Source organism: Fibrella rubiginis, from assembly GCF_017353185.1.
GTDB classification, from domain to species: Bacteria; Bacteroidota; Bacteroidia; order Cytophagales; family Spirosomataceae; genus Fibrella; species Fibrella rubiginis.
The window spans coordinates 182,281-195,834 of record NZ_JAFMYV010000013.1; the positions used below are offsets into that span (position 1 = coordinate 182,281).

At 55.6% G+C, this 13,554-nt stretch carries 11 protein-coding genes and 1 pseudogene; 1 reads left to right on the plus strand and 11 read right to left on the minus strand.

The window, feature by feature from the left end; translation table 11 throughout:
- The first annotated feature begins 108 nt into the window (after nucleotides 1-108).
- Nucleotides 109-708, plus strand: coding sequence for a TetR/AcrR family transcriptional regulator (locus J2I47_RS26905; RefSeq protein WP_207366865.1), 600 nt, complete (start codon nucleotides 109-111; stop codon nucleotides 706-708).
- A gap of 372 nt (nucleotides 709-1,080) precedes the next feature.
- On the opposite strand, the gene J2I47_RS22515 is transcribed toward J2I47_RS26905, so the two are convergent.
- From J2I47_RS22515 to J2I47_RS22565, 11 genes and pseudogenes are all read right to left on the minus strand, one after another.
- On the minus strand, nucleotides 1,081-2,049 hold the full coding sequence (locus J2I47_RS22515) for a hypothetical protein (protein ID WP_207366866.1): 969 nt from the start codon (nucleotides 2,047-2,049) through the stop codon (nucleotides 1,081-1,083).
- Nucleotides 2,050-2,083: 34 nt separating this feature from the next.
- On the minus strand, nucleotides 2,084-3,295 hold the full coding sequence (locus J2I47_RS22520; RefSeq protein ID WP_207366867.1) for a glycosyltransferase family 61 protein: 1,212 nt from the start codon (nucleotides 3,293-3,295) through the stop codon (nucleotides 2,084-2,086).
- A 31-nt stretch (nucleotides 3,296-3,326) separates the two neighbouring features.
- Nucleotides 3,327-5,144 (minus strand): efflux RND transporter periplasmic adaptor subunit, encoded by a 1,818-nt coding sequence (locus J2I47_RS22525; RefSeq protein ID WP_207366868.1) that lies wholly within the window; start codon nucleotides 5,142-5,144, stop codon nucleotides 3,327-3,329.
- Nucleotides 5,141-6,568, minus strand: a complete 1,428-nt coding sequence (locus tag J2I47_RS22530; RefSeq protein WP_207366869.1) for a heavy metal-binding domain-containing protein — start codon at nucleotides 6,566-6,568, stop codon at nucleotides 5,141-5,143. The genes J2I47_RS22525 and J2I47_RS22530 overlap by 4 nt, the downstream gene beginning before the upstream one ends.
- On the minus strand, nucleotides 6,546-7,862 hold the full coding sequence (locus J2I47_RS22535) for a TolC family protein (RefSeq protein WP_207366870.1): 1,317 nt from the start codon (nucleotides 7,860-7,862) through the stop codon (nucleotides 6,546-6,548). Before J2I47_RS22535 ends, J2I47_RS22530 begins: the two co-directional genes overlap by 23 nt.
- A complete protein-coding gene (locus J2I47_RS22540) occupies nucleotides 7,849-9,807 on the minus strand; it encodes an efflux RND transporter permease subunit (protein WP_207366871.1) in 1,959 nt (652 codons plus the stop codon). The genes J2I47_RS22535 and J2I47_RS22540 overlap by 14 nt, the downstream gene beginning before the upstream one ends.
- 10 nt (nucleotides 9,808-9,817) lie before the next feature.
- A complete protein-coding gene (locus tag J2I47_RS22545) occupies nucleotides 9,818-10,447 on the minus strand; it encodes a class I SAM-dependent methyltransferase (RefSeq protein ID WP_207366872.1) in 630 nt (209 codons plus the stop codon).
- Nucleotides 10,428-11,822 carry an efflux RND transporter permease subunit gene (locus J2I47_RS22550; RefSeq protein WP_207366873.1) on the minus strand — a complete coding sequence of 465 codons (1,395 nt, stop codon included), beginning with the start codon at nucleotides 11,820-11,822 and terminating at the stop codon, nucleotides 10,428-10,430. The genes J2I47_RS22545 and J2I47_RS22550 overlap by 20 nt, the downstream gene beginning before the upstream one ends.
- Nucleotides 11,823-11,824: 2 nt before the next feature.
- A complete protein-coding gene (locus J2I47_RS22555) occupies nucleotides 11,825-12,391 on the minus strand; it encodes a helix-turn-helix domain-containing protein (protein WP_207366874.1) in 567 nt (188 codons plus the stop codon).
- Nucleotides 12,392-12,451: 60 nt separating this feature from the next.
- Nucleotides 12,452-12,946, minus strand: a complete 495-nt coding sequence (locus J2I47_RS22560) for a DUF3347 domain-containing protein (protein WP_207366875.1) — start codon at nucleotides 12,944-12,946, stop codon at nucleotides 12,452-12,454.
- Nucleotides 12,947-13,047: 101 nt separating this feature from the next.
- Nucleotides 13,048-13,554, minus strand: a pseudogene (locus tag J2I47_RS22565) (hypothetical protein); the annotation flags it as partial.

Below are 13,554 nucleotides of genomic sequence, written 5' to 3' on the forward strand. Positions count from 1 at the left end.
AACAGTGTGTATCTTCACTGCAAAAGTGCAACTGCCCGCCCAAACGTACCAGTTACAAAAACCAGCGACTGTTCAGTATGAAACAAAACGCCCAAAAAGTACAGGAACATGACCTCCAGTAAGCCCCTTGACCGCCGAATTCAACGCACCCGCAAACTGTTGTTAGACAGCCTGATTGAGTTAGTTCTGGAAAAAGGTTACGAAGCCGTAGCGGTGCAGGACATCATTGACCGCGCCAATGTAGGCCGCTCCACCTTCTACGCCCATTTTGAGAATAAGGAGCAACTCCTATTCAGTGGTCACGGCTGGCTGACCGAATCATTATTTGGCAACCGCAACGAGCCAAGTGCTGACCTCACACTTGGCATCAACTTGGGAATATTGTTTCAACACGCTGCTGATAATCATCGGCTGGCAAAGGCCATGCTGGGCAAGAAAGGTGGAGAACTGATCATTAATCATCTGCACGAGTTGGTTTATACCAGCATCAATCAGACCCTCCAGGCCAACCAGTCTAATCAGGATACTTCAGCGAAACGGTTGGTGAGTCAGGCAATAGCGTCGATGCTAGTGGGGCTGCTTCGTAGCTGGTTAGAAGCGGATTTACCCCTGTCACCCGGTAAGGCGTCCACTTTGGCAAGAGCGTTATTGCTGGGTAGTTTGGCCGAGTTACCAACAGTATTAGCCCCGCCATCAGTGCCGTACTGACAAGCGCGGGCACAGTAATCGCAGCCCTGAATGCACAGTTGTTGAAGCAGAGTTTACGAATTTGATGCCGTTCTAATTTGCCTAATTGTTAGTTAGACAGTGGACCTTCAGCCGTTCGCAGTACACATCTAATTTCCTACTGAGCTGTTGCCACGCTTTATCCTCAACTGAAAAATCTTCTGTTTCTAATAACTTTCTAATCGTAGCATCAAATTCTGTATCCGGTACAGATATCAACTCGACTAATGGTCGCATACGGTTGAGATTTTGCAATCTCCAAAATTAGAGACTACTCAAAATCAACGTGTTGTAAGATTATCAGTAGAAGATTGTAAAATTTGTACAGCTTTAATGACAAGGTACAGATGCTACCTATCTCATAAGATCGTCGGCTTTATTGTCAATGCCAACTTTAGTCAAATAGTCAATTACTTGCTCTTTCACATAGTCTTGAAAAGGGCTTTCCTCAAAAAAACGGATCACCCCGACCACAACCATCCGCAGGAAATTAAAGTAGTGAGCCGCTACGTCCAGATGATTATAAGCTTTCCACAAGTTTGCCGCTGGTACAAGCATCGACGAATAGAAGTCATTTTGCAGTAACTGATCGACATACCACTGCGAATCGTTCGGATCTTCAGGAAAAAATATTGGCTCTTCTGAAGCCAGATAATGGATTGCCGTCCAATTAATTTCGTATGCCCCCTTTACCTGATCAGAAGCGTAGGCGATTCGTTTGGTTCGATTATCAAGTTGATCGTAGAAATTCTGCCCGCACAACAATCGCGGCCCCTTTACCCCGGCTTGTTCAAGCTTTACGGCTTCCACTACTGAGTGACCAAATACGACAGGTGCCCGACTTTTTTTACCATCGTAGACGGCATTCAGTTCGATGACTTTAACAGTACCAAAACCAATACCGCCCCTGAAAAACAACGGGTGCCAATTCTCAATGTATTTCTTGGTAACAGGTTTGCCATCTTCTATCTCGACAGCCGTCACCGTAACGCGATGAGGATGATTGGCATCCTCCGGCTCACAATATTGATTAGACGTAAATGAGAAGCAGCTATGTAAAAAGTTAGACAGTTGCTCCGCAAAAGTTTTTGGACTTTCTGAGTAAATAAAAACGGAGTCACTGAACGGAATGAAATAGTTGAAGCTGTCCTGATGGTAGGGAATTAACGATTCATGAGTAGGCAAATCCGATGATGCCATCGTCAAAATCGCCTGATAATTCTGCAAAAGCTGCAAGGCGGCTTCTGGGTCATTTTTGACATGATTGGAAAATCCCAAAAGATCAATGTATGCGCAAACACCCGTTTGTAAGCCGGTCTCCATAAATTGACAGTTAGTTTGGAACTACGTCCAAAAATCAGTTTTCTAAAGGTAAAGTATTTACAAACACCTTCCTCAGACACTGCTCCAGCTCATCGACTGAGACATAGATATCATCCTCCAATCCTTTGGCCCAGTCGCCGGTGCCTGCCGGACCATAAAAATAGGCGGAGTACTGTAATCCAAGCTGCTCGGCCATGTTGCGGTAAAAATCGGGGTAGTATGTTGGTGCGAACAACTCGAACAGGTGCGTACCAGGCTGACACCAGATAATATTGACGAAGGAAGCCCCGTGTGGGCCGATGATGAATTCTGCGTTTTGATAGATGGCGATCTGCTCGGCAACCGTGCGCGGCTTATCTTCGATAATCTCGATGTCATAGCTGCGTAGCAACTCAATCAAGGCCGACTCATTTATAACCCGGCGACGACCTACCCGGCTGATATACACCCGATTGCGCTTGCCAACGGGTGCGGGTAGCTTGGGCATAATCTGCCGACGAAGGGCATCGATGTCGGCTTTGTTGGGATAAAACCAGTGTCCCGTATTGGCCAGCACACACTGCTCGAACTGTACGTGTGTTTTTCGGCTATCGACCACCCGATCCACGCTGATCCCCAACAGCCATAAGAACTCCCGCTCGTAGGGCGTGTCGAACAGCGGGTAGGCTACGAGTGCGTCGTTGAATTCAGCCGCCGACAGTACTTCCTTCATCCGGCACAGTTTCCCCAGCACTAACAGCACAAAGTCGAAATAGCCGCCCCAAACGACCCCATCGAGGTAATGACTCCAGGGTGCCAGCAGAGTCTTGGTATTTCGTTGCTTGCGCGACGTTCGGTGCAGCACGTTTCGGTAAAAATCATCCGTATTGATGTCGGTGCAAAGTACGTGTCGGCTGTCCCGAACACTCCCGTAGGGTAGTTGCCAGAACGCTCCATCGGCGTTACCGACTACCCAAACCGATACCGGCTCGCTCTCATCCTGCGTGGGTTTAAAATAGATCTTCGACGGGTTAGCTAAGTCGGCAACCTGCGATAGCGAAAACCGGTTGGCCGGGTACGTACTCCGCTCATTGGGGGCCAGCAAAGCGGCTGTTTGGGGCTTATCCAGAAACTGAACGCCCAGCCGCCGATACAACCAACGGGAGCCTTTACCGACCAGCAAATAGCCCATCTTGGCGGGAAAGCGTCGAATTTTTCGGCTGATGGCCTGGAGCCAGGTTGGACGGACGGGTACAGGTAAATTCATAGACGCTGATCGGTTGAATAGGTGTTAATGGTCAGTTAATTTCTTCTTTCGTTTCCCCGCAGGTCAGCATCTGATTGCCGAAGTAGGGGTTGCGGATGGGCTTTTTGTCGCTGAGCCAGTAAGCCCCCTTGTTGCCTTGCGCCATCGGGCAGTATTGCCGATAAACGGGTTTGTCGCCCACCCCAAACGCCTTGACACTACGGTACAGCGCGTCCTCGAATTGGGCGTAGGCGGTGCGCTGCCGGACTACGTCGGTCGTGGTTGTCATCACGTTCAGAGCCTGGCTCATGGGCGTTAACTGGTTCATCCAGTCCTTATGCGCGGTGCCAGAGAGAAGGGTCATGTCTACCCCCGTCAGGGCTTTTTGCACGTCGCCCGCTGAGGCTTTGGTGCGGCTCCCATCGGAAGCCACGAGTGCTTCCGTCAGTTTGAGCGAGGCTTCATACACCTTAGTCAATTGCTGGCGGAAGGCGGGGGGTACGTTGGTCGAGGACATACCTGACGATGCCTGATTGCTCGTAGCCCCTGACGCAGCCACCGGCGTTGGGTTGGCCTCCGTGTTGGGCGTCGATTTTACCCCTTCCTCATCCGGCTTCGCCGTGAAGGGATTGATGCCTTTTTTCAGGATCAGTTCACTGTAGAGCAAATAGGCTCCCGACATGGCGATCTGCTCGGTGCCGTCTAAGCCGCCCGTAATGGCCACTTGCTGATCTGTTTCAGTGCCGGTTTGTACGCGCCGGGGTCGGAAAAAACCCGGCTTGGTCTGCACGAAAACGACCGCCCCGGCCCCACCCCGAACGACGGCATCGACGGGTAGCGTCAGGCCGCGCCGTACCCCCTGACGGATACGTACCCGCGCCTGTTGCCCCGGCTGAAAACGCCCTCCCTGGTTAGCCATGACCGCCCGCATGACCAGCACCTGACTACCAGCCCGATACTCCGGGTTGATAAGAGCCACGCGGGCCGTCAGCGGGCGACCGCCTTCGTAGCCGACGACTTCAACGGGCACCTGATCGCCGACCTTCACCAGCCTCGTTTCCCCCGCATACAACTCAGCCTCGACCCATAGCTGAGTAAAATCAGCCAAGCGGTACAACAAGGCCCCTTCAGCGATGTATTGCCCCTCGCTGGCGACGATCTCCGTCACCGTACCCGACGCGGGGGCCACAAACGGAATCCGGGGCAGCACCTGCCGAGTACGGGCCAACTGGTCGATTTGCGCCGGGGTCATCCCGTACAGCCGTAGCTTTTGTTCCGCTCCCTGCCTGAACTGTCGGTAGCGCGGTTCGGAACTACCCAGTTCCTGTTCCTGCCGGAGGGCAATCAGAAATTCTTGCTGCTGGGTGAGCAGCGGTTCGCTGTAGATTTCATACAGCACCTGCCCTTTGCGAACGGGTTGACCCGTTTCTTTGACCAATAATCGCTCGATCCGACCGGCAACCCGGCTGCTGATCACGTCGGTCCGGTTGGGATCAGCCGCTAAACGGGCGTTCAAGACAGTAGCGTTGCCGATGGCTCCGCTGCCGACGGGCCGCACGGCCACATTGGCTAACTGGAGCTGGCTTGTACTCAGTTGCAGTTCCGTGGCCTGTTCGCCCTTTTTCGACACCGGCACCAGGTCCATGCCGCAAATCGGGCAGCTTCCGGGGCCATCCTGTACGATCTGCGGGTGCATCGGGCAGGTGTAGGTCTTCTGTCCCTCCTTTCCTCCAGCGTGGTCATGACCGTCGTGTTCCGAGCGAGCAGCAACCTGCGTCGAGTCGGTCGAGCGGGTGTCCGAGTCAACGGACTGGCAGGCGGTCAGCAGGAGTCCTACACCCAGCAACAGGGTTTGGCAAGTGGCGTTCATGGCGTGGTTGGCGTAACGTTGACAAAGCTTTCGGAGTCGATCAGAAACTGCGCGTTTCGGGCGATGGCCTGCCCTTCGGTCAGCCCCCGCGTGACGGCGACCAACGTACCTGATTGCGCTCCCGTTTGCACCCGCACGGGACGGAAGGCTCCCCCTTCCTTCACGAAGGCAACGCGCTCCGTGCCTAACTCCAGTACGGCGGTGGCGGGTATCCACAGGGCGTTTGGCACCGGTTGGCGCAGGGTAGCCTTCGCTAATTGCCCAACGCGCGGTCCGTTCGCCCCCGACAAGTACGCCCGAATGGTGACGAATTGCGACGCGGCATCCGTACTCCCAGACGCAAAGAAGGGCAACACAAAATCGACCCTGGACCGTTGGGTGGGGGTGCCGCTACCGGTAAAGGAAATGGTCAGGGGCGTACCTGGCTTGAGCCGGGCGGCATCCTGGGCATAGAGTCGAAACTCGGCCCAAAGCCGCGTCGGGTTGACGACCTGGAATAGGGTCTGCCCCGTCTGTACATACTGCCCTTCCCGAATTGGCAAGGCCCCGTCCGCCACCGCCGACGAAGCCGGGGCCGATGGCGCGGCTGAAAACACGACCTCGTCGGTACCGCTGCCCCCCATACCGCCCCCCGTCATGCCGCCTGCCGACGTACCCCCACCGCTCGGCGCGGGCATGGCCGGGGCGGGTGCCGACGACGAACCCTCGACCACGTACCCGTCGTAGGGACTAAAGACGGCCAGCGAATAGCTCGACTGACGACGCTTGATTGTCTCCTCGATTTGCCCATCGGTAAGCCCCAACAGCCGAAGTTTCTGTCTGGCTGCGGTAATCAGCGGGGTGTTTGTCCCATCGGCTTCCAGCAGGTAAAGTAGTTCGCGTTGCGCCGTAACGAGGTCGGGACTGTAGAGTTCGAGCAATTTCTGCCCCTTGCGAATCGGCTGGTAGGCGTACCGAACGTACAGCTTCTCGATCCGCCCGCCATAGCGGGCTGGAATCGTGTAGAGTCGCCGGGTATCGTAGGTAACGATGCCGTTGGCCGTCAGCGTTACCGATTCGCTCCGTCGTTCGGGTTGGACGGTAGCCACATTGGCGACCACCAGGGCATTCGTCGGTTTCAGCAATGCATTCAGATCGGCATCTACCACAACGCTGTCACCCGCGCCCGGCTGCGCTTTTTTGACCAGGTCCATGCCGCAAATGGGGCAACTGCCCGGCTCGCTTTGCACGATCTGCGGGTGCATCGGGCAGGTGTATTCGGTGGCCTGACCGTCCTTACCGACAGCCGCGTGGTCGTGACCCGCGTGGTCGTTGGGATTGGCCGGGCCTTGCTTTTGCTGTTTGCCGTCGGATGAGCAACCGACCAGCCAAATGAGCGTCAGCAGCCCGGCCCAAATCCCCTTATTTTTCCAGTTCTTTCTCATAGCTTACCAGCATTCGGTAGTAGTCACCCAGCCGGGTCAGGTAGTCCATCTGGGTCATGTTGAGGGTTTCCCAGGCATCGATCACGACGGGCAGCTCGCCCTTGTTCTGCTCGTAGGCGATCAACTGCGCGTCGTAGTTCCGGCGCAACGTGGGCAGCACGCGCGTTTCGTAGTTGGCGAGTTGTTGCCGGAGGCTCCGTAGGTCGGTGAGCATCTGAGCCACCATGCCCTGCGCTTCGTTAAGCATCCCTTCCCGTTGGTAGCGCATCGCCTGGATGTCGGCTTCCATGCCCTTGATTTCGGCTTTGTACATCCGCGAGGCCCACGGCACAATCGGTATCGACACCATGCCCATTAGCGTAAACTGAGTCGGCATCATGCCGCTTGGCCCCGAAAAGGGCTGCATGTGGTCGAAGCGTACCCGGAAGTCGGGTCGCCGTTGGGTCCGTTGCGCTTCGATACCCGCCTGCATGCTCAGAATCTGCCGATCCATCTGGAGCACGTCGGAGCGACGGGTAGCCAGCTCATCCGTTGAAGGGATCGTCGGTACGGGTTCGGTGGGTCGGTACGTCGTGTCGATGCCGAAGACATCGGTCTTGGGCCGGTTCATCAGGGTGTTGAGGCCGATCCGCCGACGAGCGATCTCGGCATCGGTCATGGTCAGCATGTTTTCCAGTTCGGCTAACCGTCCGTCGGCCTTGTAGATGTTGCCTAAGCTGCCTTGATTGTAGGGGTAGCGGATGTCGGCCAGCTTTTTCATGGTTTGCAGGATGCGCCGGTTTTCCAGCACCACCCCCCGCCGTTTGGTCAGCACCAGCCAGTCGAAGAACAACCCTTTGGCATCGGCCCGCAACTGGTTGAGGGTGATGCCCCGCCCGGCTTCCTCCACGGCAGCTTTCGACTGTTGATAGACCTGGTTAGCCCGTTGTTTGACCGGGTTGGGAATGTCCTGCTCAACCGACACCATCCCGTAGCCTTTATCCCGATCTTCCATAATCATCTGACCCGGATACGGAGCCATGAACGTACCCACGCCCACCATCGGGGCCATCCAGCTTCGGGCACCCTCGGCGTAAGCACGGGCGGCTGCGGCCCGGCTACCGAAGGGGCGCAACAGGGGGTTCCGCTCGTCGATGCGCAGCAAGATGGTATCCAATGACAGCACCGGTAGTACCGTGCGCAGGGTGTCGGGCCGGGATGCCTGTTGGGCGACGACCGGCCTTCCCGTTAGGAAGCCGACCAGCAGGGTGCTTGTCAGGAAACCGGTATACAGACCTTGATTAATGCGAAGCATTGAGTACGTCGAGTTTGCCGAACTTGCGGAGTTCGTATTCTTTCGTCAGGAAGAAAATCAGGGGCGTGACCAGCAGAATGTGCGTCGAGGAGGTCAGCACGCCCCCGATCATGGGCAACACGATGGGCAGCATGACATCGCTCCCCACGCCGTTGGCCCAGAGTACGGGAACCAGCCCGAACAAGGCCACCGATACGGTCATGATCTTGGGCCGAAGCCGCTTGGCGGCTCCGTTGATAACGTATTCGCGCAGTTCGTCCCGATTGATGGTTTCGCGGGAGTTGCCCCGTTTGGCCACCAACTGCCGCATCGCATCGTTGAGGTAAATGACCATGACCACGCCCGTTTCGACGGCAATGCCGAAGAGGGCAATGAAGCCCACCGCCACCGCCACCGACAGGTTCACCCCGTAGAAATACACCATGTACGCCCCGCCGATGAGCGCGAAGGGAATAGTGATCAGGCTTAGAAAGGCTTCCCGCGCCGAGCCGAAGGCCAGGTAGAGTGAGAGGAAAATAACGATCAGCACGACCGGCGCGATGAGGAGCAACGTTTGCTTGCCCCGGATCAGGTTTTCGTACTGCCCGCTCCATTCCAGAAAATAACCGTTGGGTAGCCGCAGGTCCTTGTTCACCTTGGCAATGGCGGCTTCGACGGTGCTGCCCAGATCCCGGTCGCGCACGTTAAACATGACCGCTCCGCGCAGCAGCGCATTGTCGGAGGTAATCATGGGTGGTCCATCCTCGAATTTAATGGTGGCCACCGTCGAGAGGGGGATGGTGCCGAAGGCGGGCGTAGCAATAGGAATGCGCCGAATACGCTCCACGCTGTTGCGGTAATCCTGGGCCAGCCGCACGTTGATCGAAAACCGCCTGCGCCCTTCGATGGTCTGCCCGATGGGGGCACCCCCGATGGCCGATTCGACTACCTCGTTCACATTATCGACGCTTAACCCGTAGCGGCCCAGGGCCTCGCGGTTTACGTCGACGGTCAGGTATTTGCCCCCGGTAACGGGTTCGACGTAGAGGTCTTTCACGCCCGGTATGCCTTCGAGCGCGGCCTTCACCTGCTCGGAAACCGTATAGATGCTGTCGAGCGATTGCCCGTGTACCTTGATGCCCACGTCGGTACGGATGCCGGTGGAGAGCATGTTGATGCGGTTGATGATCGGCTGCGTCCACCCGTTGACGACCCCCGGAATCTGAAGCTTGGCATCCAGTTCGTTGATAAGGTCTTTTTTGGTGAGGCCCGCCCGCCATTGTGCCTTGGGTTTGAGCATGATGATGGTCTCGATCATGCTGATGGGTGAATTGTCGGTGGCCGTCGAGGCCCGGCCTGACTTTCCCAGCACCTTGTCTACTTCCGGCACGGACTTGATGAGCTTGTCCTGCACCTGCAAGATCCGCTTGGCCTCGGCGTTCGACACGTCGGGCAGGGTGACGGGCATGAACAGGATACTTTGCTCATCGAGGGGGGGCATAAATTCTGACCCCAGACTCAGCAGCATAGGTACGCTGATGGCTAAGGCCAGCAGATTGATGCCGAGGGTTGTCTTCGGCCAACGCATTACCCAGCGGATTAGGGGTTCGTAGATCCGCTCGAGAAACCGGTTGATGGGGTTGGCGTGGTCATCCTTGAAGCGGCCTTTCATGAACAGCGAGAGCATCACCGGAGCCAGCGTAATGACCAGCACGGCATCGACCAGCAGAATAAACGTCTTGGTCCAGGCCAGGGGGTGAAACAGCTTGCCTTCCTGCCCCGTCAGCAGAAACACGGGCAAAAACGAAGTAATGATGATGACGGTCGAATAGAACACGCCCCGCGACACCTGCACGCTGGATTTTTCGATGATCGCCAGCCGTTCTTCGTCCGGTATCTCGACCGGGCGACGCTTCGCGTAGTTCTTAGGGCCGAAGCCCAACGCTTGCTTTATCGTTTTCCACATGGTTTCTATGTCAGTTTAGCCCTGATCGCTGAAACGAGCAGAACAAAAAGTTCTGGCTAGTCTGGAAGGGCGTAATGTGATCTTCGGTGATGCAGTGGATTTTTCGAAACCCTCGGAGCAGTTCCTTTGTCAAGGTTTCTTCGCTGTAGCGTCGTACAGGTAACCCGCTGCATTTTTCTGGACCGGATTCGGAAAAAGTGCCGATGGTTACGTACCCATTCGGAACTACGCCCAGGCGGGCCGTTGCCAGATACCGACTGATTTGGTCGGCGGTGTTCATGAAGTGGAAAGCCGCCCGGTCATGCCAAAAGTCGAAAAGGCTTTCCGGCCTGTATTCCGTGATGTCGCTGACAATCCACTCAACCCGATCTGCCCAGTTGCCCAATCGCTTTTTAGCCCGGCTCAAGGCCGCTTCGCTAATGTCCAGCACACTAATGTGCTCGTAGCCTTCGTCTAACAGGAAGTCCACCAGATGGCTATCACCCCCACCTATGTCGATGATGCGAGCTGACTTGGGTAGTTGAGCCTGCTGTATAAATGCCAGCGAGGTAGCCGGAATAGCCTGCGTCCAGCTAACCTGATCGGCTTGCTTGGTTTGGTAGATAGTCTCCCAGTGCTTTTTAGGTACGTTCGTTTCCATACGATCCGGTAGATTGGGGGGTGACAGGTTGGCGGACTTGCCCATTTGGTTTGGGTTGACTTGCATGCGTTGCCTGATCTGTCAGTGATTGGCTATCCCGTTGGGCGGTCAGTTCGGCCTGCCGGATCGCCAGGTTTTTATAGGCGTTTTCGGCCATGATGATGCCGTTATCAACGATTACCCCGATGGCCAGCGCAATCCCGGTCAACGACATGATGTTGGATGAGATGTCGAAGGCGTTCAGCAGGATAAAGCTGGTGGCGATGGTGATCGGTATCTGAATGACGATGCTGATAGCCGACCGCCAGTGCAACAGAAACAGGATAACGACCAGCGAGACGACGAGCATCTCTTCCACCAGCGTGTGGCTGATGGAAGCCACCGACTCCTGAATCAATCCGCTCCGATCATAGACGATGTTGAACTTGACCCCTTCGGGCAGCCCACGAGCGACCTCTTCCATCTTTTTCTTGACGTTAGTGATGACCTCGTCTGCGTTTTCACCATAGCGCATGACGACGATGCCGCCAACGGCTTCCCCCGCCCCGTTTAGATCGAAAATGCCCAGCCGCGTTTCCCCCGTCATCTGCACGGTAGCCACGTCGGCTACCCGCACGGGAACGCTACTCAGGGTTTTGAGCGGAATGTTCCCAATCTGCTCGATAGATTGCAGGTAGCCCGTTGTCTTGATAATGTAGCCGATGCCACTTAGCTCGAACTTGCGACCACCGGCTTCGTTGTTGTTGGCCCGAATCGCGCCGATGACCTGGGGTACCGATAGCCCATAGTACATCAGCTTGTTGGGGTCGAGCGTGACCTGATATTGCTTCTGGAAACCGCCGAACGAGGCAATCTCCGCCACGCCGGGTACGTTCTGAAGGCCAAATTTTACGTACCAGTCCTGCACCGCCCGTTGCTCACCCAGGTCCATGCCCGGCGCGTCGAGCGTGTACCAGAGAATGTGGCCTACCCCTGTGCCATCAGGGCCGAGCGTGGGCGATACGCCACTGGGTAGCAGCCGGGCCGCGTAGTTCAATCGCTCCAGCACCCGTTCTCTGGCCCAGTATACGTCCGTATCGTCGTTGAAGATGACGTAGACGAAGCTCATCCCAAACATCGACGTACCCCGGACGTACTTCACCTGCGGCAGGCCCTGAAGATTGGTCACAAGCGGGTACGTGATCTGGTCCTCGATGATCTGGGGAGATCGCCCCATCCATTCGGTGAAAACGATGACCTGATTCTCTGACAGGTCGGGAATAGCATCGATCTTGCTGGTCCGCACCGAATAGATGCCCCACACGAACAGCCCCCCCGCCATTAGCAAAACCAGAAACCGGTTTTGAAGCGAGAATTTTATTAGCCTCTCAATCATGATTAGATCCAGTCTAAGGGGTTCCGGTCCGAGCTACTCTGGTTTCGGTAGGCGGCTGGTGTCAACCCCGTGATCTGTTTAAACTGGTTGGTCAAGTAAGCAGTGCTACTGTAACCCAGCGCCTGTGCGATGTCACTGATTGACAGTTCGTTATAACTCAGTAGCTCTTTGGCCCGTTCAACGCGCTGAAGAATCCAGAACTTTTCAATCGTCAGGTGCTCCGTCGTCGAAAACAAATGGCTTAGGTGCGGATAGTCCATCCCGATTTCATCGGCCAAGTAATCCGACAAGGTGGTCCGTAACTGGGCGGCTTCGCCACTTTGAATGAGCGATCTAATCAACGTCTTGACCTGATTGACCAAGCGGGCATTCCGCTCGGAGAGTAGTTCGAATCCCTGCGTGGTCAGCCCAGCGGCAATAGTCACTAGGTCGATAACCGCGCCTTCAACCTGTGCCCGGCCCAGTTCAATGTGATGTACCTGGTAGCCTTGCCGCTGAAGCTCCTGCTGCACGGCCCAGATGCAGCGGCTACACACCATGTTTTTGATTGCTAATTCCTGAACTGCCATTGCTTACCGCGTTAAGTGCCTTATCCAGGTGGCCGGTATCTGACCACCTGTACCCCTCAGCTACAGGATCTCTTTCTTCTCCGAACCGCACGTAAGCATCTTATTACCATAATAAGGGTTGCGAACCTCCTTCTTGTCGCTGAGCCACGAGGCCCCCTTCCCCTCAGCAGCCATCGGACAGAACTGTACGTACGCTGGAGCGGCCTCCCCCTTGGCAGGCTTGGTGGCTTTTGCCAAGGCGATCATACTTGTCGACAAACCATCAAACTGTTCGCGTTGCACAGCAATATCGGTCGTTTTGGTAATAGCCGTTGCCCTCAGTTTAGCTGTAGAAAGGGCCTTTTTGTCGGCCGTAGACAGTTTACCCGCGTTTACTTTAGTCAGGGCCGCCACCAGCGTAGCCGCACGCTGCTTGGCTTTGGGTGCGTCTGTACCGACCAAGGCGTCCTTTACCTGGTAGTAGGCAATGAGTACTGGAGCCGTAGTCTGTGCCGAAGCGACGAGTGAGCAAAGCGACAGGCTCAGGGCAGCGATAGTTACTTGAAGCGTTTTCATTGGTTGTACAGAATTGTTTAGGTGAAATTGGAACCGCACTGGTCCCAGACAGGCTGGTACTGGCCGAAGCGCGTGAATTAGGTAGTTGGAACAGGATTTCGTTACCCTTGACTGGGTTTAGAGCGGGTGCGAGGTGAGGACACGAAATAGAGGGCAAATCCAGACGAAATGGTGAGTAATCCCAGCACCGAAAAGGCTCGCAACAACCCATTATTGATGTCATCCCGGCCTTCGTAATCCATTGTGTGTAGCATCCAGAGCAGATCAAACAAACGCCAGGGATCAGTGCGGATACTTTGTACGGTGCCCAATTGGGATGCCACGTAAACCGTCGCATGGGCTGGTTGTTGAAACGTCACCGCGTAGGCAGGCAGAGGCTTTTCGCGGTACTCGTGGTGGCCGTTGGTTGTCGTCAGATACTCGACCCGTTCAACAGCCGATGATCCGGCAAAGCATTGCTGAGCTAACGCAGTTGCCTCCGCCCGTGTGAGTTCGCTCCGTAGTTGTCCCGTCTTTGCATCGGCCAACTGGGTATGCTTCATGGCGTGACCTTTCACGTGCTGCATTCGGTAATTCAGTTGGTATACCGGCTGATTCAACACCTTGAT

Excerpts from the sequence above, each read along its gene's own strand:
- J2I47_RS22535 (WP_207366870.1), bottom strand. The coding sequence starts at position 7,862 with ATGCTTCGCATTAATCAAGGTCTGTATACCGGTTTCCTGACAAGCACC.
- J2I47_RS22550 (WP_207366873.1), bottom strand. The coding sequence starts at position 11,822 with ATGATTGAGAGGCTAATAAAATTCTCGCTTCAAAACCGGTTTCTGGTT.
- J2I47_RS22560 (WP_207366875.1), bottom strand. The coding sequence starts at position 12,946 with ATGAAAACGCTTCAAGTAACTATCGCTGCCCTGAGCCTGTCGCTTTGC.
- J2I47_RS22545 (WP_207366872.1), bottom strand. The coding sequence starts at position 10,447 with ATGGAAACGAACGTACCTAAAAAGCACTGGGAGACTATCTACCAAACC.
- J2I47_RS22525 (WP_207366868.1), bottom strand. The coding sequence starts at position 5,144 with ATGAACGCCACTTGCCAAACCCTGTTGCTGGGTGTAGGACTCCTGCTG.
- J2I47_RS22520 (WP_207366867.1), bottom strand. The coding sequence starts at position 3,295 with ATGAATTTACCTGTACCCGTCCGTCCAACCTGGCTCCAGGCCATCAGC.
- J2I47_RS22540 (WP_207366871.1), bottom strand. The coding sequence starts at position 9,807 with ATGTGGAAAACGATAAAGCAAGCGTTGGGCTTCGGCCCTAAGAACTAC.
- J2I47_RS22530 (WP_207366869.1), bottom strand. The coding sequence starts at position 6,568 with ATGAGAAAGAACTGGAAAAATAAGGGGATTTGGGCCGGGCTGCTGACG.
- J2I47_RS22515 (WP_207366866.1), bottom strand. The coding sequence starts at position 2,049 with ATGGAGACCGGCTTACAAACGGGTGTTTGCGCATACATTGATCTTTTG.
- J2I47_RS22555 (WP_207366874.1), bottom strand. The coding sequence starts at position 12,391 with ATGGCAGTTCAGGAATTAGCAATCAAAAACATGGTGTGTAGCCGCTGC.
- J2I47_RS26905 (WP_207366865.1), top strand. The coding sequence starts at position 109 with ATGACCTCCAGTAAGCCCCTTGACCGCCGAATTCAACGCACCCGCAAA.